The following is a 21,326-nucleotide window of genomic DNA, read 5'->3' on the forward strand; positions in this document are numbered from 1 at the left end:
TGCTTCTGAGAAATAGATGATAAAAAACCACTCTCACTGCGGTATTTAGTAGAAAGAGTGGTTTTTGCTTTTTAGAGCCAGTTGATGGAGGTTGTTTCAAAACTAAGTATAGACACAGATTATTCTTTTAAAGGTACTTTCTGCATCTTTTTATTCGTTAACTCTAATTTTTCTAACCTTACCGCTGAAACTTTGAATTCCGGTATTTTGGCGTAAGGGTCTCTTGCCTCAGATGTCAGTCTGTTCGCTGGGGATTCTGCAAAATGGAATGGAACAAAGACCACGCCTTGTTGCATTCTTTTGGTGACAAATGCTGGTGCTTCGATGACGCCACGGCGAGAGCATAGGCGTACTGCTTCACTGTTTTTGATACCAAGATTTTCTGCATCCTGCACACTGATCATAATTCGTGGCCCCGCCAGTTTGTCCAATCCTTGAGTCTTACGAGTCATGGTTCCGGTATGAAATTGTTCCAGCAAACGCCCAGTAGTCAGAATTAGTGGGTAGTCATCATCTGGCATTTCAGCAGCATAGATGAAAGGTACTGCTACCATCTCGCCACGCCCGCGTTTGAATGTGCTCTGGTGCATGATGCGCGTGCCGTTTGGTGCTTGGTCGTTACACGGCCATTGCACACCTTGGTTGCCGACTTTTTCCCATGTGATGCCAGTGTATTGCGGTGTCACTTCGCATATCTCAGCATTGACTTGTTCAATGTTTTGATAGAGCCAGTTGCCACCCATTGCATTGGCAATCTGGGTGATGATCCACCAGTCCTGTTTCGCTTCACCCGGTGATTTAATCGCAGGTGAAAGTGCCTGAACACGTCGCTCGGTATTGGTAAAATGTCCGCGTTTTTCTGCAAATGAAGCCGAAGGTAGCACCACATCGGCAAGTTCAGCTGTTTCCGATAAGAAGATGTCCTGCACCACCAGAAAATCGAGCGTTTTAAGTGCTTCTATCACATGGGTTTGATTTGGGTCACTGAGTACAGGGTTCTCACCCATGACGTACAAACCGCGAAGTTCTTTACGATGCGCTGCATCTATCATCTCCGTTAGGGTTAAACCATTTTCGGTGGATAGGTGCTCAGCTTGCCAAGCTTTAGCAAACTTGGTTTGCACCAGCGGGCTCAATACTTTCTGATAACCGGGATAATCGGTTGGTAATGCGCCCATATCACAAGCGCCCTGAACGTTAGATTGCCCACGCAACGGATTAATACCACCGCCTTCAACGCCAATATTGCCACACAACATTTGTAGGTTGGCGATAGAACGAACGTTATCGTGCCCTGTGGTGTGTTGAGTGATACCCATAGCGTAGTAGACGGCGGTCACTTTGGCAGCGCCGATCATCTCTGCCATTCGTTTAATGTCTTTTGCTTTGACTCCGGTGACGAGTTCCACTTTTTCCGGCAAATAAGCATCGGACATCACTTCCATCATCAAGTCTTCAAAGCCATCGACGCGTTGGCGAATATACTCTTTGTCATACCAAGCATTTTGGATGATCTGCTGCATGATACCGTTGAGTAACATTACGTCTGTACCCGGACGCTGTTGAACATGCAGTGTTGCGACATCGGCCATGCCGATACGTTTCGGGTCTGCCACAATCAGTTTTGCGCCGCGACTCACTGCCTGTTTGAGGTGGGAGGCTATGATTGGGTGTGCCGATGTGGTATCTGAACCAATAACAAAAATCACATCCGAGTGCTGAATGCTGGCGATATCGTTGGTCATCGCACCGCTACCAATTGACGCTTCCAGCCCAGTAACAGTAGACGCATGACAAAGCCTTGCACAGTGATCGACGTTGTTGGTGCCAAACTCACGACGAATCAGCTTCTGGAACAGATAGTTATCTTGGTTGGTGGTTTTCGCGGATGAGAAGCCACCGAGCGCATTGCTACCGTGTTGCTGTTTAATCTCTGTAAAGCGTTTAGCGATATTTTCTATCGCATTCTCCCAAGAAGTAGGCACTAACTTACCATTTTGACGGATCAGAGGTTGAGTTAAGCGCTCTGGGCTATGAATGAAGTCAAAGCCAAAACGACCTTTCACACACAGCATACCTTGGTTGACTGGCGAGTTTTTATCGCCTTCGACATAACGAACTTTGTTGTCTTTTTCATCCACATACAGAATTACGTTACAGCCGACGCCACAATAGGTGCAGACGGTTTTTACGGGTTTGAGTATTTCTACTCGGGAGTAAGACTTATCGCGTTTGTCAGCAAGTGCGCCAGTTGGACAAACCTGAACACAAGCGCCACACTGTACGCAGCTTGAACCGCCCATAGATTCGCCGTTTGCGAAATGAGGGCGCAATGAACCTTCAGTAAACTGAAGGACACCATGTTGTGTATCTTCTTGGCAAGTTTGCACGCACAAACCGCAACTGATGCAACGGTTCGCATCAAATACAATGAACTCACTGCTTTTATCTACTGGAAAGCGATGTTTGCCTGATACGCAATCCACTTCTTCCGTTTTGACTTGATATTCACTGGCATAATCACGTAAATCGCACTGGGTGCTGGCTTGGCAACCACATTCCAGACAGCGTTGAGCTTCCTGCATTGACGCTTCAATACCCGCATCGAGTTCCACTTCGTTAAAACTGGTGGCTGATTCCGATTCTGACAAATGTGGTAACTGGATTCTGCGTTTCACCGCCTCTAAACGATATTCGAGCTGTTTTACCCGACTCAGAGAAGGCTCTTTTCGGCTCCTAAACTGATGCGGCTTAGGTGTAATACCACCAAGCAAAAGTTTCTCAGCAATGGCTTCCGCTGCGCGTTTCCCATCGGCTATCGCTTCAATTGCCGTGGCTGGTCCTCGGCGAAAGTCTCCAATTGAAAACACATTTCGCGCATGGTGCATGGTCTCTTCAGTGACATCCGCTGTGCCACGGCGAGTTAATGGTAGGTCAGCACCAGCAATGACCACCGTATCTGATCTTTGTGAAATTGCCGAGATGACGGTATCGAATGCCATTTCTACTACTTCACCTGTTGGAATCGGTTGTCTGCGCCCAGATGAGTCTGGTTTACCGAGCATCATTTTTTCGAGTTTTACTGCTCGAACATGCCCATTTTTATCAGCAAGGTTTTCTACTGGGTTTGCAAGAAAATGGAAAGCCACACCTTCGTTTTTGGCTGCTTCTATTTCATATTCTTCTGCGGGCATCTCTGCCATGGTGCGCCGATAAATCAGCGTCACTCTAGCGCCAAGTCGTAGTGCGGTGCGGGCGCAGTCAATGGCGGTATTACCACCACCGATAATCGCCACACGTTTACCTGTTTTCAGTTTACGCTTTGTTGCGGCATCTTTGAGGTAATCAACGCCCAGATAACAGCCTGCTAACTCACTGCCGGGATAGTGGCTGCTTACCGCTAAGCTTGCGCCAATGGCAAGACAAACTGCGTCGTAATCGTGTTCCAGTTGTGCCAGTGTGTAGCTTTCACCGATCTTCTGATTGCAATGAATTTGCATGCCCGTTTGGGTGAGTAATTCAATTTCTTTGTCGAGCACATCTTTTGGTAAGCGATATTCGGGAATTCCGTAGCGTAACCAACCGCCTGCTTTCGGCATCTCTTCATACACAATCGTTTCAAAACCCAATAAGCTGAGATAGTAGCCGCACGCTAATCCACCGGGGCCGGCACCGACAACCGCTACTTTTTTACCGTTGCTTGGCTGAATGTCGGCTTGATACGGTGTTGCTTCCAAATCAATATCCGCTGCGTGACGTTTTAAATGGCGTATGGCAACAGGCTCATCGACAACACTACGACGACATTCTGACTCACAAAACGCAGGGCAGACGCGACCAATGGAAGCAGGAAGCGGAAGGTGTTTTTTTATCACCTCAATGGCTTTTTGTGGTTCGCCTTGGGCGATGTGGTGCAAATACGTCTGAATATCTACATGGGCTGGACACGCGATTTGGCAAGGCGCTTCGCAATCAGCATTGTGGTCTGACAGAATGCGTTTCAGAGCCTGATGGCGTAATTGCTGCAAAGCTTCTGTATGAGTTTGAATGCGCATATTCGGCATCAGTTCTTGTTCACAAGAGCGAACGATACCGACACCATCAATCTCGACCACACACAGGCCGCAAGGTTGTTTTTGTTGCTGATGACTGGCTGCGCAGAGGCTCGGGACGTCAATCCCTGTAGATTTAATAAATTGAAAGACGGTTTTCCCTGCCTCGTAAGCATAGGAAACACCATTGATAACCACGTTCATAATACCCTCATTAACTCCCATAGGAGGAAGTTGGCCTGTTAATGGAATAAGGTCAGGCCCTTGGTTTCTGTTTTCATTGTTGTGCTGCTTCTCTGCCCGCTACTCTGGTGTCATCTAGTCAGGATGACTAAGCAGAGTTTCTACGGATTTTTTTCCAGTTAGCATTGCTATAAACAATCGTAGAAATAACGGTAATAAAAATGTGGTTACTGTTATTGAGTATAAGGAATACAAAGGAAATGTGAACGGTTACTGCTCTCAAATTTTCATGCTGCTGTCATGACTAAGAAACATGTCGTTCACATCGTAGTCACATTTGAAAGCTAAGCTCCTGAATCTTAGAAAATCTAAGTTGCACTGATGCAATGGCTATACCCAAGTAACCTCAAGATGCTTGTTCAGCGAGAATTTATTCGCTCTTAGGCAAGGCACTGATTTGAAGACATAGTTATTCTAAGTCGAAAATTAGTAACGCAGCATAGGAGCGAATAAAACTCGCCCTTTGGGAGCTCATCAACGAGTTCATTTCTGCGCTCAATAACGTTGAAAGGGATTACCATTCCTTCCGTTATTAAGCTTGCTCTGAACTCGTTGATGAAGCTCTGAATCCGGCTTCTTGAGGTCACTTGAGTATATTAATGAGTAAAGTCAAGGAGTCTCCAATGTGGAATCGTGATGAGCAAGATTCTCAGTTCAGTGAAATGATCGAAGCGAGATTGTCTCGCCGTGGTTTCCTCACTGGAACTGCAGCAGTGAGTGCGGGTGCATTTTTAGCGCTTAACCCAGTGGCAAAAGCAGTTGCAGCAAAACCAACATCGTCACTATTGAATTTTGAACCTATACCAGCATCAACAGCAGATACAGTGGTGGTGCCTAAAGGTTATAAAGCGACACCGCTTATCTCATGGGGTGACCCAATTTTCCCTAACGCTCCTGACTTTGATCCGAGTGGAAAACAAGAGTCTGCCGCTCAAGCGCTTCAATTTGGTGACAACACTGATGGTATGAGTTTGTTCCCGATCAGCGATGATCGAGCAGTATTGGCGATCAACAACGAATACACCAACTACGAGTATTTATTTGATCATCAAGGCAAGAATATGACTGCTGACGATGTGCTGAAAGCACAGGCGGCAGTAGGCAACACCATTGTAGAAATCGTACGTAAAAATGGTCAGTGGATGATTGACCGTGACGGTAAACGCAACCGCCGCATTACGGCCAATACACAAATGAAAATGACGGGTCCGGCAGCAGGTCATGAACTGCTAAAAACGGCAGCCGATCCATCGGGCTCCATGCCAAAAGGGACGTTTAACAACTGTGCGAATGGGCAAACGCCTTGGGGTACTTACCTAACGTGTGAAGAGAACTTCAACGGCTTCTTTGGGGCGAATACCGAAGGCAGTGTCGATGCTGACCAGAAACGTTACGGCATTTCGGCTAAGCCAAGTGGCTATCAGTGGCATAAGTTCGACGAACGTTTTGACGTGACGAAGAACCCGAATGAGCCAAACCGTCATGGCTGGGTGGTGGAAATTGACCCAAATGATCCAAACTCAACACCGCTTAAACGTTCTGCGTTAGGTCGCTTTAAACATGAAAACGCGGCGCTAACCATTAACAAAGACAACCATGTTGTGGTGTATTTGGGGGACGATGAACGCGGTGAGCATCTGTACCGATTCGTATCGAAGAACAAATACCAAAAAGGTAATGATGCAGCGAACCGCAATTTGCTTGAAGAAGGCACCTTGTATGTTGCTCAGTTCGATATGGAAGACAAAGAGCTGAAAGGTCAAGGTCGTTGGTTAGAACTGACTTTCGGCAAAAATGGCTTAACACCTGAAAACGGATTTAACAGCCAAGCGGAAGTGCTGATTTTTGCTCGTCGTGCTGCAACACAAGTGGGTGCAACTACGATGGATCGCCCAGAGTGGGTAGCGGTTCATCCAAACAATGAATACGTATTCTGTACTCTGACCAACAACAAAAACCGTGGTAAAGAAGGTCAGCCAGTGGGTGGTCCTAACCCGCGTGAGAAAAACAACTACGGTCAGATTGTTCGTTGGATACCTGTAAAAGGCGATCACACTGCCGAGATGTTTGCATGGGACCTCTACCTGATTGCGGGTAACCCGACAGTAAATAAAGGCAACTTGTACGCTGGTAGCGAAAATATCAACGCAAACAATATGTTCAACAGCCCAGATGGTATTGGTTTTGATAAAGCAGGTCGTTTGTGGATTCAAACAGATGGCAACTACTCAAACAAAGGTGAGTTTGCAGGGCAGGGTAATAACCAGATGTTGTGTGGTGACCCAATTACAGGTGAAATTCACCGCTTCTTAACCGGACCTGTGGCTTGTGAAATCACCGGTTTAACGTTCTCTCCGGATCAAAAAACCATGTTTATTGGTATTCAGCATCCAGGTGAAGAGCTACAAGCGTCGAATTTCCCGGCAGGTGGCTCATCCAAGCCTCGTTCAACCATCATGATGATTACTCGTGAAGATGGCGGAATTGTCGGCGCTTAAAGCGTAGTGAATGTACGAAGTTATAAAAAATCCCAAGAAGCTGAGCTTGCTTGGGATTTTTCTTTTATAGGTTTCGGTTATTTAGCTAGGTTATGCAATAAAGGTAGAAACAAGGCCAATCACACCACCAAAGATACCGCCCCAAACAACCAGCCAACCTAGGTGTTCCTTAATCATTTTCTGCACCATTTCTTTGACTAGCTGTGGCGTTAATTCACTCAAGCGTTGATCAATAATGCCTTCAATGTTGGTTTTGATTTCATCTAACATTGCTGGTGATTCTAGCTGCTCTTTTAGGGCATTTTTTACCGATTCACTCTGGCTGATTTCAACCATAGATTCTTGCATCTTCTCAACAAATGGCTGCTTCATTGGCTGAAGCGCTTCGGTACCGCCAAACATTGCCAGCATGCCACCAAATTGAGAGTTCGCGATAACATCCACTAATTTGTCAAAACTTGGATTGAAGTCGACTTTGGCGATAATTGGCGTTAAGTCGAGGGGTTGTTTGCCACTGAGCTCTTGATTGAGGAAGCGGTCAATATTGGTGTCGGTAAAAAACTGTTCCATCATCAGGGTCTTAATCGCATTTTTAAATGCTTCAAATCGCGCTGGAATAACACCTGAGCCGTATAACCCCGGAACTTTCTCAAACAACATGTGGATAGCAAGCCAGTTGGTAATTGCGCCTGAAAAAGCGAACAGACCCGCGTAGAGAGCAAACTGATTCTGAGTGGTATAACCCACGGCCAACAGTACGAGAGAGATAAGGTTGGTGATAAGACTTTTATTCATGATTGATGAAATTCATTTGGTTGAAACACAAGTTGGCGGAATTTTATGAGAAATTCGCCACAGTGAAAAGAGAAGAGCCAACCTTTATAGGATGACTCCCGTATGGTTGGCTCTATATCTTTAGTTGTTTTTCGCTATTTTGGTTTGCTTATCCAAGCGGTTTATTCAGGCAACGTTCTCTTCTTCAAGTTCATCACAACCGATAAAACCGCCAGTCTGATGAGCCCAAAGATGGGCGTAGATGCCGTCTTGCTCGATAAGTTCATGGTGCGTACCTTGCTCAATGATCTTTCCGCCATCTAAAACGATGAGCCTGTCCATTGCGGCTATCGTCGATAGGCGGTGGGCAATCGCAATCACCGTTTTACCGTGCATCAGCTCAAGCAAACTCTCCTGAATGGCAGCTTCCACTTCCGAATCCAGTGCAGAGGTCGCTTCATCCAACACCAACAGTGGCGCATCTTTGAGTAATACTCGTGAAATAGCGATACGTTGACGTTGACCACCAGAGAGTTTTACACCGCGCTCGCCCACTTGAGCATCGTAACCGCTGTTGCCATGTGGGTCGGTCAGGTCAGTAATAAACTCATGAGCATGCGCTTGTTTGGTCGCTTTGAGCAGGTCATCTTCGGTTGCATCTGGTCTGCTGTACAAGATGTTGTCGCGAATTGAACGGTGAAGCAATGACGTATCTTGAGTCACCATACCAATGGCGCTACGCAGTGAATCCTGAGTGACTTTAGAAATATTCTGCCCATCAATTTTAATCTCGCCACTCTCCACATCATGGAAGCGCAGTAGCAGATTGACTAAAGTCGATTTACCCGCGCCAGAACGTCCTACTAAACCGACTTTTTCGCCTGCTTTGATGTGCAGGTTCAGATGGTCAATCACGCCTTTGTTTTCACCGTAGTGGAAGCTAACATCGTTAAATTCAATTGCACCTTGAGTGACCACCAGATCTTTGGCGTCTTTGTCATCTTGGATATCAATTGGCTTAGAGAGCATTTGCATGCCATCAACCACAGTACCCATGTTTTCAAACAGACCGCCAACTTCCCACATGATCCATTTCGACATACCGTTAATGCGCAGTGCCAGTGCAATCGCAATCGCAATTGAACCAACAGAAATCGCACTTTGCATCCACAAGTAGATAGACATAGCGGAAATCACGAACACCAGAATGTAGTTGGCAAGCTCAACACAAACGTTGAAGCCAGTGACTAAACGCATTTGTCGATACACGGTATCAAGGAAACTGCCCATGCCTTCTTCTGCGTATTCGGTCTCGCGTTTGCTGTGCGAAAACAGCTTCACTGTTGCAATGTTGGTATAGCTGTCGACAATGCGCCCCGTCATTTGTGAGCGAGCATCGGCTTGCTCTGAAGAGACGGTTTTAAGCTGTGGTACAAAATGAAGTTGAATAGAGATGTACGCAACCAGCCAAATCAGCATTGGCAACATTAAACGCCAATCGGCTTGAGCCAGCATGACAACCATCGCGGTAAAGTAAACGGCGACGTAGACAAACACATCCAGCGTTTTCATCACGGTTTCGCGGATCGCCAGTGAGGTTTGCATCACCTTGGTTGCTATACGGCCGGAAAACTCATCCTGATAAAAAGATAAGCTCTGCTTTAGCAGGTAGCGGTGCGCCAGCCAACGTATTGACATCGGGTAGTTGCCCAGCATGGTTTGGTGTATTACCAGCGAATAGAAGCCAATCAATATAGGCATCACAACCAAGACAAGCACGGACAACCCCATCAGCGTGTCTTTGTTGTCCGCCAAAAACGTTTCTGGGTTACTACTTGATAACCAATCGACTAACTGCCCCATAAAGCCAAACAGTGAGACTTCAATTATGGCGATGGTGGTACTCATTAACGCCAATAAAATCAGCGGTTTTTCAAAGCCTTTTGTGTAGTGCAGGCAGAATGCTAAGAGTGTATTAGGCGGCCTGTCTGGCTCCTTTTGAGGAAAAGCTTCCGTGAAGCTTTCAAATTTCTTATACATTGAAGATCCTTATTGTTATTCGTTCACCACATCACAGATAGGCAGAAGTCGCTGAGATGCGAAAGCGGGAAATTTTCTGGTTACAGACTGTATCGGTAACGGAAATATGCAATCGAATGCTTTGAGTTCGGCAGTATATCTCTAAATCGAGGTGATTCAGAGTACAAATATCCGTCAGTATAAAACGCTGCGGCTCAATCGGTAATCATTCTTTAAATGGAATACCTTCTACACTTGTTGCATAAAAAGTGCATACATTCCACTTAGTTAAAAAGTGGTCAGTAATATTTACTGTTGTTAATTGGAATGGCAGTAAATGAGAAGGTTTACTCGCATCTGTTAGCTAAAATTCAGTGAAAGTTATTATAACAAACTGTTTACAGTCCAAAACATTGCTGAACAAATGGATGTGCTTAAACCATGCTACAAGCGCAAAATGCGTATCTAGAAAGCACTGGCGTTATGGTTATCGATCCTATCAACCGTACCATTTATGCCGCATTATCCCAGCGTTGTGACCGTGAAGTTATGGAATATTATGCTCAACGTATTGGTTACGAACGTGCTCTTTCGTTGCATGTTAGGGGAAGTGTTTCTGCCAGACCGCAGTCATACCCTCTAGATTAGACATTCGCTAGTCGTCTCTATATTGGGTAACGATATCGGTAGCTTGGTCTATGTTTTCGATCAGAGCGTTAACGCATACAGGATCAAGCTTGCCAATTTCTACCATTGCTTGCAGTTCTTTGATCGAATCTTCAATCGACATAGGCTCTTTGTAAGGGCGTTTGCTGGTTAGTGCATCGAATATGTCTGCTACGGTGACAATTCGCGCTTCTATTGGAATTTCATCGCCCACCAAACCTTTCGGATAACCTGTGCCATTTAGGTACTCATGGTGACCTGCCACAATGTTGAGCATTAATTGTGAATCGCTGAGATGGGAGAGTTGATAGTCATCCAGAACCTTAGAGATGATTTTTATCCCTTTATCGACATGACCTTTCATAATCTCAAACTCTTCTGCAGTCAGTTTTCCTGGTTTGAGTAGTATTTTGTCGGGAATACCTATCTTGCCAATATCGTGTAATGGACTAAACAAATAGAGATGTTCGATAAACTCATCGGTGAACTGAAATTGATCGGCGATCGATTTGGCTATCATGCGTGACAGTAGCGCCATTCGATTAAGATGCATACCGGTTTCGAAATCCCGCAGGTGAGCGAAGTCTCTCGCTGCCTGAGCTGTGGCTAACAGTGCCTGAACCGTTGATATTTCACTGACGATAGTTAGAGTAATGAGTTTGGTTAGCAGTACCAGATCTCTTTGGACTTGCTCGTCAAAGTAACCTTCTACTTCGCTGTCGATGAAGATGAAACCAATGAAATGGTTGTCTGTCATCATTGGTATGGTGAAAGAGGAGCGATATTTCTGTTCAAGAAGCCAATCAGAATGGGCGGTTCCCGTCCCAATCTCATCTTCGATCTTGTCGATAACTCGGCACAAACCGCTCTCTCTAAGCTTCTGCAACTGATAGCTTTTGCTCAGCGGAAACTCATAACGACTAATGGCATGCCCGGAGTTAGTACTGTTAATAAAGGTTTTTAATAGATCGGTTTGCGGGTCATAAAGGGCGCAGGCAATGCGACACACGCCCGGTGAGTGCTCTAGTATCCGGTCATGTAGATCTTTAAGCCTGTCCGTCAACGAGTTTTCTATGTTGTTTAATGGGTTGTGTAATACGCTTGCCATTTCAAAGCCCAACCTTAATTGTTAGATAAAGTAATTATAAGTGGCATTACCTGAAGCGTTTTTAATTCTCAAATATTGGCTTTGTTTCGTGAGTCGGAGCACAAACTGTTGTCAGTTTCTAAAAAAGCTACATTGGTTTCATATCTGTTTATAATGGCGCATTGCTTTTTAAGATTGAAACAAAGGTCTCTCAATGACTAAAACTTTTTATATGATGCGTCACGGTGAGACGCTGTTTAACGTGAGAAGAAAAATCCAAGGCTGGTGTGACTCACCGCTGACCGAAAAGGGTATTCGTCAGGCTGAACTCGCCGCCAAATTTTTTGACAATATTCAACTCGACCGCCTTTATAGTTCATCTACCGAGCGTGCTAGCGATACCGCTGAAATTGTGACCCGCAACAGAATGCTGTTAACTCGCCTGAAAGGCTTGAAAGAGATGAACTTCGGCACTTACGAAGGTGAGAGTGAAGATCTGCATCCAAGTTACGAAGCCCGTGAAACACATTACTTGCAGTTTGGTGGTGAGTCTCGTCAGCAATTGAAAGATCGTGTGCTGAAAACCTGTATTGAAATCATGGAGCAAGACGGCAACAACACGGTTCTGGCGGTTTCACATTCAGGTGCATGTAAACACTTTCTGTCGCTTTGGCACGACTTAGACGAAGTGCTAAAAGGCCCGATCCCGAACTGCTGCGTGCTTAAATATGAGTATGAGAACAAAACCTTTAAGTTGGTTGAGATATTCGATATAACCCAAAACTTCAAGGAATAGTATTCAATCAAATATAAGACGGACAATAAGATATGGACATCATTATAGATAACTTGGAAGGCGGAGAAGTCATTGGACTGTTGGAAGAACATTTAGCGGATATGTACGCAACTTCTCCTCCTGAGAGCGTGCACGCCCTCGATGTTAATGCGCTGAAATCTCCTGAGGTCACTTTCTTTAGTGGCTGGCGAGATGGGCAGTTAATGGGCTGTGTGGCAATTAAACAATTGGATGAATCACACGCTGAACTTAAGTCGATGCGCACCTCTCGTCATGCAAGAAAATCAGGTGTAGCGACTATGCTGCTGCAACATGCTTTGAACGTTTCAACGGAACGTGGCTATCAACGCGTGAGTTTGGAAACCGGTTCGGAAGAGTACTTCCTTGCGGCACGAAACTTATATGAGAAGTTTGGTTTTAATTACTGCGATCCGTTTGCGGACTACAAACCAGATCCGAATAGTAAGTTCATGACAGTTGAGCTCAATTAGGCTTTAAAATCAAAAAGGTAAGATGACACGGTCGTTGTCATGGTTGATCCAATGCAGACTGAACGATTTCTCCAAGAGTAGACGTTATCGAACCAATAAAATAAATCTACACTGATCACGAAATCACCAAAAAGGTGCGGTTGGTCACATTTTTGTGCGTGTTTGTGTGGATAACATTAATGTAAATATATTGATATCAATAAGTTAACAGTTGGCACCGCTTATGCAATTCCTTTCTATAGATAGGTATGCAGGAGATCAGTGTCATGGAAATGATTGGTAATAACTTTATTCTTGGTTTAGTCGGTGAAGTTTCTTCATTAGTTTCAAAAGGTTCACGCCGTAGTTTGTTAAAGCGTCAGGCTTCAGTCTCCAAGTTACTGGATATGATTGATTTGGTCAGGCAGCATCGCTCGCTCACCCACCAGTTTCTTTTTAATCATCAACAAGAGGTTGTCGAGAAAATTGCGGCTCTAGATGAGGAGATGACTAAATCGATAACCAAGTTGGTCAACGATAGTTACGTAGGCAATTCTATCGAAAGAATCGCACTGAGAAACAAGCTATTCCAACTCATCAGTAGCTACAAAAATCGTTCTATTTCGAACAATCTAGTGGTACATGGCAAAGTGATACGCCAACTGATTTTTCAGGTCGATAGCCAAGTCCTTATCTCTCTGGATAAAGCGGATAAACTGGAACTTGCGGGTGACTATAACGATCAGTGGCAGGCGGTGATGTCTGGTATTGAAGCGTTAACTCAGTACCGTTTAAGTATCATGGCAATGAACATGAACTTAAAACCTGCTCTGCTGGTTAAACATGCAAATGTTCTGTATTCCAAACTGGTGAAAGTGAGTGACGTGTACTCGGATTACCATCCAGATTTGAATGAGTGTATGGAACAGTTGGAGAGATATTTAACTGAACATAAACATACAGAAGAGTATCAAGCAAAGTTGTTTGACCTGAGTTCAGAAATTTCAGCTACCTTAGTGGATGTTTATGAAGCAATTATTGAGAAAACCTTCGCCAAAGCTATAAGCGGTGGGTATTTCGCTGAATAATTAGCAAGATAAAAACGGGAGAGCTTTTGGCTCTCCCGTTCTGTTTTTTTGCGATAGTTAATATTTACGATCACATGCTGTGAAATTGCTATTGGATCATTAACATCGATGGATCTGAAGCATCTAGGATTTGCATTTCTTCTTCGGTTGGAAATGAAGAATCGCCATTGAATATGGCAGTTGCAGTATTTCTCCTTCGGCATGGCCTGGCTGAATATGGGACAAATTGGTGTCACAGATAATTTTCCAGTCTTGACCACGATCATTAGGCAGTTTAAACCTTGCCGGAGCATTCGTTTGGTTGATCAGATACAGCATCTCTTGCTCATCTTCGCCAATCCCCATGTGTAGAGCAACCGCACTGACTCTGTTCCAGTCGTCATGTTCCATCAGTTCACCGTCTACTCGTCGCCAGAAGATACGGTTAAAGTTACGTTCGTCTCCACTGAAGGCTCGAATAAATGGAACCATATAGGTTTTACGTGCAGCAACCATTTGAGCGAGCCACTCTTTGAAGATGCCTTTGCGTTCTGAATCTACCCAATTTATCCAACTGATTTCGTTATCCTGGCAATACGCATTGTTATTGCCCTTCTGAGTATGGGAGAGCACATCTGCGGTGAGAATATGGGGTATACCAAACGCAAACAACAGACTTGCCATGAAATTACGCTTTTGGCGCTCACGGGTTGCCTGAATCACAAGGTTATCCGTTTCGCCTTCTTCACCATAGTTATCAGAGCGGTTGTCACCGTGGCCATCGCGGTTCTGTTCACCGTTAGCTTCATTGTGTTTGTGCTTGTATGACACTAAATCCTGAAGCGTATAGCCATCGTGATAAGTAATGTAGTTGACGGTCAGCTTATACGGCCAGTTAGCGGCACTGTAGAGATCCCGTGAGCCCATTAGGCGAGTTGCAAACTCTTTCAGATATCCTTGGTCTCCACGCCAGAAGCTACGGGTAATGTCGCGCAGTTTGTCGTTGGTTTCGTTCCAGCCAAAAGGAAAATTGCCCACTTGGTAGCCGTTAGGACCAATATCCCAAGGTTCGGCAATCAACTTCACTTCTCGGAGAATAGGATCTTGAGCTACCGCTTTGAAGAACGCAGCATCTCTACTGAAATCATCGCCTCTACGACCTAGTGTAGCCGCTAAATCAAAACGAAAACCATCGACTTTGTACTCGCTTACCCAATAACGAAGAGTATCCATTACAAGGTTTAACGAAGGCTGATAAGAGAGGTCAACGGTGTTGCCACATCCAGTGAAATTGGCGTAGTGAGGTCCGTGTCTCAGGTAATAATTGGGGTCTAGCGCTTTGAGATTGAATATTGGACCATCTTGTCCACCTTCCGCAGTGTGGTTGTACACCACATCGAGAATGACTTGGATACCTTGCCTATGCAGTTCACGTACGACGGTTTTGAATTCGGTTACCGCGTCTTTAACGGCGTAACGAGGGTCAGGAGCCATAAACACATAAGGGTTGTAACCCCAATAGTTCACTTTCCCCATATGCAACAAATGAGGCTCGTGCATGCATGCTGCTATCGGAAGCAGTTGCAAGGTATTGATGTGTTGCTCACGATAAAACTTCAACATAGGCTCACTGATTAAGCCTAAATAGGTTCCACGAACTGTTCTATCCACATTCGGGTGAAGTTGTGTTAGTCCTTTAACATGCGTTTCAAACAGCACCATTTCATCGCGTGTAATCTTTGGTTGCTGCGAATCCTGCCAGTCGAACTCATCGCTAATGACGATACATTTCGCTAACTCAAAACTGTCTTCTTCAGAAAATGGAGGCGTATAAGTAAGCGGAGCATCTAACGCTTTGGCATAGGGATCGGATATGTACAATAAACTGTTGTCGTCTTCATGCGAGATAAATCCATACCGTTGTCCCGCTTTAATGCCCGCCATGTAGGTGTGTTTTATTCCAGCATATTCACCTTCTAAAGGGTGTGTTTCGTAACTGCCATCAGAATTGAACAAAGCAAGCACCAAATCATCGTTGGCAGGCGCATAGATCGAAAAGTTGCATCCATTTGGGTCAAGAGTTGCACCTAAAGGATACGGACGAGAAGCAGTAGTAGTCATCGAAGTTACGTTCTTATAGTTAGAGTTAAGTTACCCACTTAATTAAGTAAAAAGCTTTGTGACTATTAGGTCAAGCGCCGCTTAATAAAATATATTTTGTAATTTCATTACATTTTTATGAACAATTTATCGCCAAATAGTGATCTAATGCATTTTGTATTCCAAAAACCTGTAAGATTTCGATCACTGCTCCCCCTAAATTGCGTGATCAAAGTTTTAAAAACACCATACCTTAAAAAAACTCCACCCTAATCATCCCCCTCAAATTAATTGGGGGTGGAGGAAGTCATCCCTATACGACTTGATTAACCTGAATAGCGTTGAAACAACTGGGGACTTGTCCCGTCTTACCTCTTTTTATTTTGGCCGGATTTCTGCCTTTTCGGCTCCAAGTAGAAAGAGAACTAAGGAACTAAAAATAAAATCCTATTTGGAGTTAAAAATGAAAAAAGTAAGTGTAATTGCTGCCGCAGTGGCAACAGCTCTTTTCGCTGGCCAAGCTCTAGCTGAAAACGAAGTAGCACTAGATGTAACTTCTGGTGAAGGTGCAATGAACGTAGAGGTTAAAAACCCAACAGAAGTTATTGCAGATGGTTGGGAAGTTCACGGTTACGCTTCTATGAACTTTCGTATGGTTGATGGTGAAACTGTAGACACTGAGTTTGGTAAGCCAGACTACAAAACTGCAGGTACTCACGGTAAGAGCACCAACCAAGTAGAATTCTCAATCAAGAAGCATACTGAACACCAAAATGGCGTTTGGTCTAACTTCAACGTACGCTCTGAGTACGGCAACGGTAACTCTTATGCTTACACCTCTTCCGGTAGTCAAAAACAAAACGACGAAGCACAATTTGAAGTTAAAGAGACGTTTGTTGAAATCGGTGGTTTTGACTTCCTAGGTCAAGATACGTCTATCTGGGGTGGTCAACGCTTCCTAAACCGTGCTGCAGGCCTACTCTCTGGTGAGTTTTGGAAACAATCTTCAGGTGTTGGTGCTGGTGTTCAATCTAAACTAGCGGGTAACACTGCGGGTTTCGCAATCGTTGTAGCAGACCCAGACGCGGGCAATGCGACTCATGACGCAGAACGCACAACACTGACTTCTTATGACTTCTACTACTACGGCGTAGATGCAGGTATCGGTAGCCTAGACTTTGACTTCAAATACATGGAGCAAGCGAATAAGGATAGCAACGCAGAAGATGGTTTCGGTGCTGCAATTACCTTGAACTCTAGCTACTATGGCCTAGATGGTTGGACTCAAACTGCTATCGCATACGGTAAAGGTGTTGCCCAAAACCGTGGTGTGAACTTCGGTGGCTGGTCTGGTGGTGACGAGAACCAAGAATCTATTTTCTTCACTTCTTATGGTGTACTTAACATCTCTGAAAATTGGCAAATGGGTTCTGAAATGACGTACTTCGCTGCGTTAGATGAACTATTTACTGCGAAAGACCTAAAACGTTATATTGTTGCTGTTCGTCCTTCTTACAAAGTGAACGACAACCTACGTCTAGAAATGACAGGTTCTTACGCACATGAAGAAGGTGCTGACGGTTACTGGGGTCGTACTGGCGATGCAGTAGAAAGCGATATTCTAAACCTAGAAGTTGCAGCTGCGTTTACAGTGAATGCTGACTACTTTGGTCGTCCACAAATTAAGCCTTACGTAAGCTACATTTCTGCTGATGATGAAGCGAGTGCTTCACAAATCGGTATCAAAGATGGTAAGAGTGAAACTGTTATCGGTGTTCACACTGAAATCTGGTTCTAACCTGATACCATTAGCGAAGGCAGCCTAGGCTGCCTTTTTGCGCAATCACTAGAGAGATAAAATAATGACAAGAACAAAAACCTTACTTGCTGTTTCCTTAGGTGCTCTACTTACTGGTTGTGCGACTCAGTCCCAGACTCAATTGCACATCGATCCCCCGACGAATACTGAAATTTGCTGTTCAAGCTATGCGCAGTTCCCTTTTGCACAGCTTGGTGACAACGAGAACATTAAATTTGATATCGATCTGGCTTCTCCTGTGGGTAGTTTCCCATCTGGAAACAGTCATTTTGCAGCTTTTCGCTTTAGTGACCGCTCGCAAGAGATCTTGCTGACGCTGTCTAGCCAGTTTGTGAATGATTCAGTATTTGCTCCAGAAGTCATATTGCTGAACGAAGCATTTCAACCTGTAGCTCAATATTCATTAGAAGAATTCCAGACTAAAGCGGCAGATGCTTTTAGTCGTACTCAATACGTTACTCGCTTTAGAGCTGATGCGGTGAAAACGCCATACATGATCGTTTACACCTCTGCTGAGACTTTAGGGCAACGAATTACCGTTGACCATCCAGCAAAGGTCAGAGCTAAAGAATTCGGCGAAGCTATGCCAATGGTTGTGGACCCAACCTACACTTATCAACTTGGTGGAACACTAGGGCTAGAGGTGGAAACACTGAAACTTCGTCCTTTTAAAGCGAACTCAAAAACGGCGGTAGCTGAACCAGTAAAAGCGAAAGCTGCTGTGATTGAAGCTCAGCCAGAGACAAAAACGTTCTACCTCAACGCAATTCAAAAGGCGGTGGCGGACAATGACATTAATAAAGCTCTAAGCCTACTTGATGAAGCCAAAGCTCTGGGTATTGAAGATGCTCAGGAAGTGTTTGTGAAAGCGGTGAATGCCAAATAATTCAATATATGGATTCGATTTGAAAACAAAGGAGCAGTGATGCTCCTTTGTCTGTTTTATCCCTGCAGTTTTATTCTATCGTTGCAGTTTGACGGCAAACGACTCAAACGGAAGCAGTGTTAGTTCACCATTGAGGTTATCTCTTGACGGGTAGTTAGCAATCAGGTGTTCAACGCTGTCTAGCCCGGCAACTTCTGATAGTGAGAGGGTTTGAGGCTCGTTACTGAAGTTATTTACCACCAGAATTCTATCGTCTTCATCTTCACGTAAATAGGCAAACACGGCCTCATGAGATTCGCATACAGGCGTGAAGTGACCATAGACAATCACAGGCATGGTTTTTCGTAGTTGAATCAACTTTTGGTAGTGATAGAAAATGGAGTCGCTGTCTGCGAGTGCTTGTTCAACATTGATGTCCACATAGTTTGGGTTCACTTTGAGCCAAGGCTTAACCGTGCTGAACCCTGCATATTCTTGATCATTCCACTGCATCGGAGTGCGGGCATTGTCGCGGCTGTTTTCATGCAGCGCCGTCATCATCTCTTCATGGGATACACCCGCTTCAGTACGAACTTTGTAGAAGTTCAGAGTCTCAATATCTTGGTACTCATCCAGTGAATGGAACTCTACATTGGTCATACCCAGTTCTTCGCCCTGATAGATGTAAGGCGTTCCTTTTAAGAAATGCAGGGCTGTTGCCAGCATTTTGGCAGATTCAACCCGATACTCGCCATCATCGCCGTATTTGGAAACGACGCGGGGCAAATCGTGATTGTTCCAAAACAGTGAGTTCCAGCCTTGGTTTTCTAGTTCGACTTGCCACTTGGTTAAAACCTGTTTGAACTCGCTGAGTTTTAACGGAATCGGCTGCCATTTGTCGCCATCTTTCCAGGTCAACGTGATGTGTTCAAACTGAAACACCATCGATAACTCATTGCGTTCTGGCGCGCTGTAGAGTTTTGCTATTTCCGGAGTTGCCCCCCAAGTTTCACCTACGGTGAGAAGATCTTTATCGCCAAAAGTTGCTCGATTCATTTGTTGTAATAGGGAGTGCAAACGTGGGCCATTGCCCGTGATTTTTTTGTCGATCTCTTTGCCGATAAGGTCAATAACATCAAGACGGAAACCACCAATACCTTGTTCTATCCACCAGTTCATCATGTCGTGAACCGCTTGCTGAACTTTAGGATTTTCCCAGTTTAGGTCTGGCTGGCGTTTAGAAAATAGATGGAAGTAATATTGCTCTGTAGTGGCGTCCCACTCCCACGCACCACCACCAAAAATGGAACCCAAATCGTTTGGCGGCGAACCATCAGCATTGGCATCGCGCCATATATAGAAATCACGATATGGGCTGCTTTTTGATGATTTCGCTGAAATAAACCAAGGATGTTCATCTGAGGTGTGGTTGACGACCAAATCCATGACTACTTTGATATTTCGCTTGTTTGCTTCATCAAGTAGACATTTCATATCTTCCATAGTACCGAACTCAGCAGCGATAGCCTGATAGTCTGAAATGTCATACCCGTTGTCATCCATAGGTGACTGATAAACGGGCGATAGCCAGAGCACGTTAACACCTAATTTTTTAAGATAATCGAGTTTGCTGATGATGCCCGGCAGGTCGCCAATACCATCGTGGTTAGAGTCGCAAAAGCTGCGAGGATAAATCTGATAAACAACGGCATCATGCCACCACTGTTTTTGCATATTACTTTCTCCCAAATTCCAACAAGACTCTAAGCAATATAGTGAGATAGAGGGAAAAAGAACAATTGATTAGATTTACTATGATATAGAATTTGGCTATATCATGTTGAGTTGATACTGGTTTGCGGTTTTAATGGTCTTCAACAGTGAAAAATCCATTTCCCAAAGTGTGATATCAATAATTATTGGTGGTTGGCTATGCATAAAAACTATCGTTATTTCCTGATGGTTGCTCATTTAGGCAGTATCAAACAGGCTGCGGAGCAACTGCATATTAGTCAGCCTTCATTGACTTCTGCGATGCAAAAGTTAGAAAGTGATATTGGTGTTTCTTTGTTTCATCGCCGTTCAAAAGGGATGGATCTGACGGAATATGGCAAAATGCTTAAAGAGCATGTTCAGCAGCAGCAGGAAGAGCATAATCAGTTATTGCATCGACTGCATGACATGCATCAGCGAGAAGCCGGTAAGTTGAAGCTGGGCACAGGTGATACATGGTGGGAGTTGTTTGTTCGAGATGCTGTTAACCAGCAACTAAAGCAAGCGCCAAAATCCTCTATAGAACTCGAATTCGGCAATAATTTGTCTCTCATGCACCATTTAGTGCAAGGGGAAATCGACCTGTTTGTTGGACATGAAATTCATCATTTGCATGAAAGGTGTCGGGTACAGTTTGTCCCTTTGCTGCAAGATCACGAAGCCGTTTATGTACGAGGCGATCATCCGCTTCTTGAACGTAAAGTACAGTCATTATCAGAGGTTGACGCGCAGTATCCTCTCATTCGTGTCACGCCGGATCATGCACGACACAGCGTAGTGCTTGCGGATCATATGAAATCACAGATGGGCATATCGTCACAAAGGGATGTTGGGCGCACGACTTACAACGTGGATTCATTTTCAGCCAGCCTGGATATATTGTGCAGCAGTGATGCCATTATGCCTTACAGCAGTGAGCTGTCACAGTGGATGACACTGAAAGGGTTTGAGACTCTTTTCATTGATGAAGACAAGCTCGGTAACGTTGGTATCTACCACAAATTAGGTTGTGATGATGAAAAGGTGTTATCCATGATAGAAAGGATTCGGGAAAGAGTTTGATAGGGTATCTGATATAGAAAAAGGAGCGAAATCGC

The 21,326-nt window shown here is 44.6% G+C and carries 13 protein-coding genes and 1 pseudogene; 8 read left to right on the forward strand and 6 right to left on the reverse strand.

Annotation, left to right across the window (positions count from 1 at the left end; genetic code table 11):
* Nucleotides 1–119: 119 nt before the first annotated feature.
* Complete coding sequence (gene fdhF, locus HUO09_RS06875) at nucleotides 120–4,256, reverse strand: formate dehydrogenase subunit alpha (protein ID WP_188233448.1); 4,137 nt, start codon at nucleotides 4,254–4,256, stop codon at nucleotides 120–122.
* Nucleotides 4,257–4,918: 662 nt separating this feature from the next.
* Between fdhF and HUO09_RS06880 the strand changes: the two genes are divergently transcribed.
* Nucleotides 4,919–6,793, forward strand: a complete 1,875-nt coding sequence (locus tag HUO09_RS06880; RefSeq protein WP_188233449.1) for a PhoX family phosphatase — start codon at nucleotides 4,919–4,921, stop codon at nucleotides 6,791–6,793.
* 90 nt (nucleotides 6,794–6,883) lie between these two features.
* Here the strand turns inward: HUO09_RS06880 and HUO09_RS06885 are convergent, their stop codons facing one another.
* Nucleotides 6,884–7,588 (reverse strand): DUF445 domain-containing protein, encoded by a 705-nt coding sequence (locus HUO09_RS06885; RefSeq protein ID WP_102953258.1) that lies wholly within the window; start codon nucleotides 7,586–7,588, stop codon nucleotides 6,884–6,886.
* A 165-nt stretch (nucleotides 7,589–7,753) separates the two neighbouring features.
* Complete coding sequence (locus HUO09_RS06890) at nucleotides 7,754–9,607, reverse strand: ABC transporter ATP-binding protein (protein WP_188233450.1); 1,854 nt, start codon at nucleotides 9,605–9,607, stop codon at nucleotides 7,754–7,756.
* 429 nt (nucleotides 9,608–10,036) lie between these two features.
* Here HUO09_RS06890 and HUO09_RS06895 point away from each other — a divergent pair.
* Nucleotides 10,037–10,228, forward strand: a pseudogene (locus HUO09_RS06895) (arginine deiminase-related protein); the annotation flags it as partial.
* Nucleotides 10,229–10,241: 13 nt separating this feature from the next.
* On the opposite strand, the gene HUO09_RS06900 reads toward HUO09_RS06895, so the two are convergent.
* Complete coding sequence (locus HUO09_RS06900; protein WP_167412120.1) at nucleotides 10,242–11,360, reverse strand: HD-GYP domain-containing protein; 1,119 nt, start codon at nucleotides 11,358–11,360, stop codon at nucleotides 10,242–10,244.
* A 193-nt stretch (nucleotides 11,361–11,553) separates the two neighbouring features.
* On the opposite strand from HUO09_RS06900, the gene HUO09_RS06905 reads away from it, so the two are divergent.
* From HUO09_RS06905 to HUO09_RS06915, 3 genes are all read left to right on the forward strand, one after another.
* Nucleotides 11,554–12,135 carry a histidine phosphatase family protein gene (locus tag HUO09_RS06905; RefSeq protein WP_188233451.1) on the forward strand — a complete coding sequence of 194 codons (582 nt, stop codon included), beginning with the start codon at nucleotides 11,554–11,556 and terminating at the stop codon, nucleotides 12,133–12,135.
* 32 nt (nucleotides 12,136–12,167) lie between these two features.
* Nucleotides 12,168–12,626: a GNAT family N-acetyltransferase gene (locus HUO09_RS06910; RefSeq protein WP_167412122.1), complete on the forward strand. Its 459-nt coding sequence runs from the start codon at nucleotides 12,168–12,170 to the stop codon at nucleotides 12,624–12,626.
* A gap of 266 nt (nucleotides 12,627–12,892) precedes the next feature.
* The gene (locus HUO09_RS06915; RefSeq protein WP_188233452.1) at nucleotides 12,893–13,693 is read left to right on the forward strand and encodes a hypothetical protein; all 801 of its coding nucleotides are present in this window, start codon (nucleotides 12,893–12,895) and stop codon (nucleotides 13,691–13,693) included.
* A gap of 123 nt (nucleotides 13,694–13,816) precedes the next feature.
* On the opposite strand, the gene glgX is transcribed toward HUO09_RS06915, so the two are convergent.
* Complete coding sequence (gene glgX / locus HUO09_RS06920; RefSeq protein WP_188233453.1) at nucleotides 13,817–15,793, reverse strand: glycogen debranching protein GlgX; 1,977 nt, start codon at nucleotides 15,791–15,793, stop codon at nucleotides 13,817–13,819.
* Between the two features lie 442 nt (nucleotides 15,794–16,235).
* Between glgX and HUO09_RS06925 the strand changes: the two genes are divergently transcribed.
* Both HUO09_RS06925 and HUO09_RS06930 read left to right on the forward strand, forming a co-directional pair.
* Entirely contained in the window at nucleotides 16,236–17,570 is a 1,335-nt protein-coding gene (locus HUO09_RS06925) for a carbohydrate porin (RefSeq protein WP_188233454.1), read from the forward strand.
* 64 nt (nucleotides 17,571–17,634) lie between these two features.
* Nucleotides 17,635–18,477 carry a MalM family protein gene (locus HUO09_RS06930; RefSeq protein ID WP_188233455.1) on the forward strand — a complete coding sequence of 281 codons (843 nt, stop codon included), beginning with the start codon at nucleotides 17,635–17,637 and terminating at the stop codon, nucleotides 18,475–18,477.
* A gap of 75 nt (nucleotides 18,478–18,552) precedes the next feature.
* Here HUO09_RS06930 and HUO09_RS06935 read toward each other — a convergent pair whose 3' ends face one another.
* Entirely contained in the window at nucleotides 18,553–20,190 is a 1,638-nt protein-coding gene (locus HUO09_RS06935; RefSeq protein WP_188233456.1) for an alpha-glucosidase, read from the reverse strand.
* A 198-nt stretch (nucleotides 20,191–20,388) separates the two neighbouring features.
* On the opposite strand from HUO09_RS06935, the gene HUO09_RS06940 reads away from it, so the two are divergent.
* The gene (locus HUO09_RS06940; RefSeq protein ID WP_188233457.1) at nucleotides 20,389–21,291 is read left to right on the forward strand and encodes a LysR family transcriptional regulator; all 903 of its coding nucleotides are present in this window, start codon (nucleotides 20,389–20,391) and stop codon (nucleotides 21,289–21,291) included.
* Nucleotides 21,292–21,326: the final 35 nt, after the last annotated feature.

The sequence above is a fragment of the Vibrio sp. Y2-5 genome, assembly GCF_014596725.1.
Classification (GTDB): Bacteria; Pseudomonadota; Gammaproteobacteria; order Enterobacterales; family Vibrionaceae; genus Vibrio.

Coding starts and splice junctions, on each gene's coding strand:
- fdhF (WP_188233448.1), bottom strand. CDS start 4,256: ATGAACGTGGTTATCAATGGTGTTTCCTATGCTTACGAGGCAGGGAAA.
- HUO09_RS06880 (WP_188233449.1), top strand. CDS start 4,919: ATGTGGAATCGTGATGAGCAAGATTCTCAGTTCAGTGAAATGATCGAA.
- HUO09_RS06885 (WP_102953258.1), bottom strand. CDS start 7,588: ATGAATAAAAGTCTTATCACCAACCTTATCTCTCTCGTACTGTTGGCC.
- HUO09_RS06890 (WP_188233450.1), bottom strand. CDS start 9,607: ATGTATAAGAAATTTGAAAGCTTCACGGAAGCTTTTCCTCAAAAGGAG.
- HUO09_RS06900 (WP_167412120.1), bottom strand. CDS start 11,360: ATGGCAAGCGTATTACACAACCCATTAAACAACATAGAAAACTCGTTG.
- HUO09_RS06905 (WP_188233451.1), top strand. CDS start 11,554: ATGACTAAAACTTTTTATATGATGCGTCACGGTGAGACGCTGTTTAAC.
- HUO09_RS06910 (WP_167412122.1), top strand. CDS start 12,168: ATGGACATCATTATAGATAACTTGGAAGGCGGAGAAGTCATTGGACTG.
- HUO09_RS06915 (WP_188233452.1), top strand. CDS start 12,893: ATGGAAATGATTGGTAATAACTTTATTCTTGGTTTAGTCGGTGAAGTT.
- glgX (WP_188233453.1), bottom strand. CDS start 15,793: ATGACTACTACTGCTTCTCGTCCGTATCCTTTAGGTGCAACTCTTGAC.
- HUO09_RS06925 (WP_188233454.1), top strand. CDS start 16,236: ATGAAAAAAGTAAGTGTAATTGCTGCCGCAGTGGCAACAGCTCTTTTC.
- HUO09_RS06930 (WP_188233455.1), top strand. CDS start 17,635: ATGACAAGAACAAAAACCTTACTTGCTGTTTCCTTAGGTGCTCTACTT.
- HUO09_RS06935 (WP_188233456.1), bottom strand. CDS start 20,190: ATGCAAAAACAGTGGTGGCATGATGCCGTTGTTTATCAGATTTATCCT.
- HUO09_RS06940 (WP_188233457.1), top strand. CDS start 20,389: ATGCATAAAAACTATCGTTATTTCCTGATGGTTGCTCATTTAGGCAGT.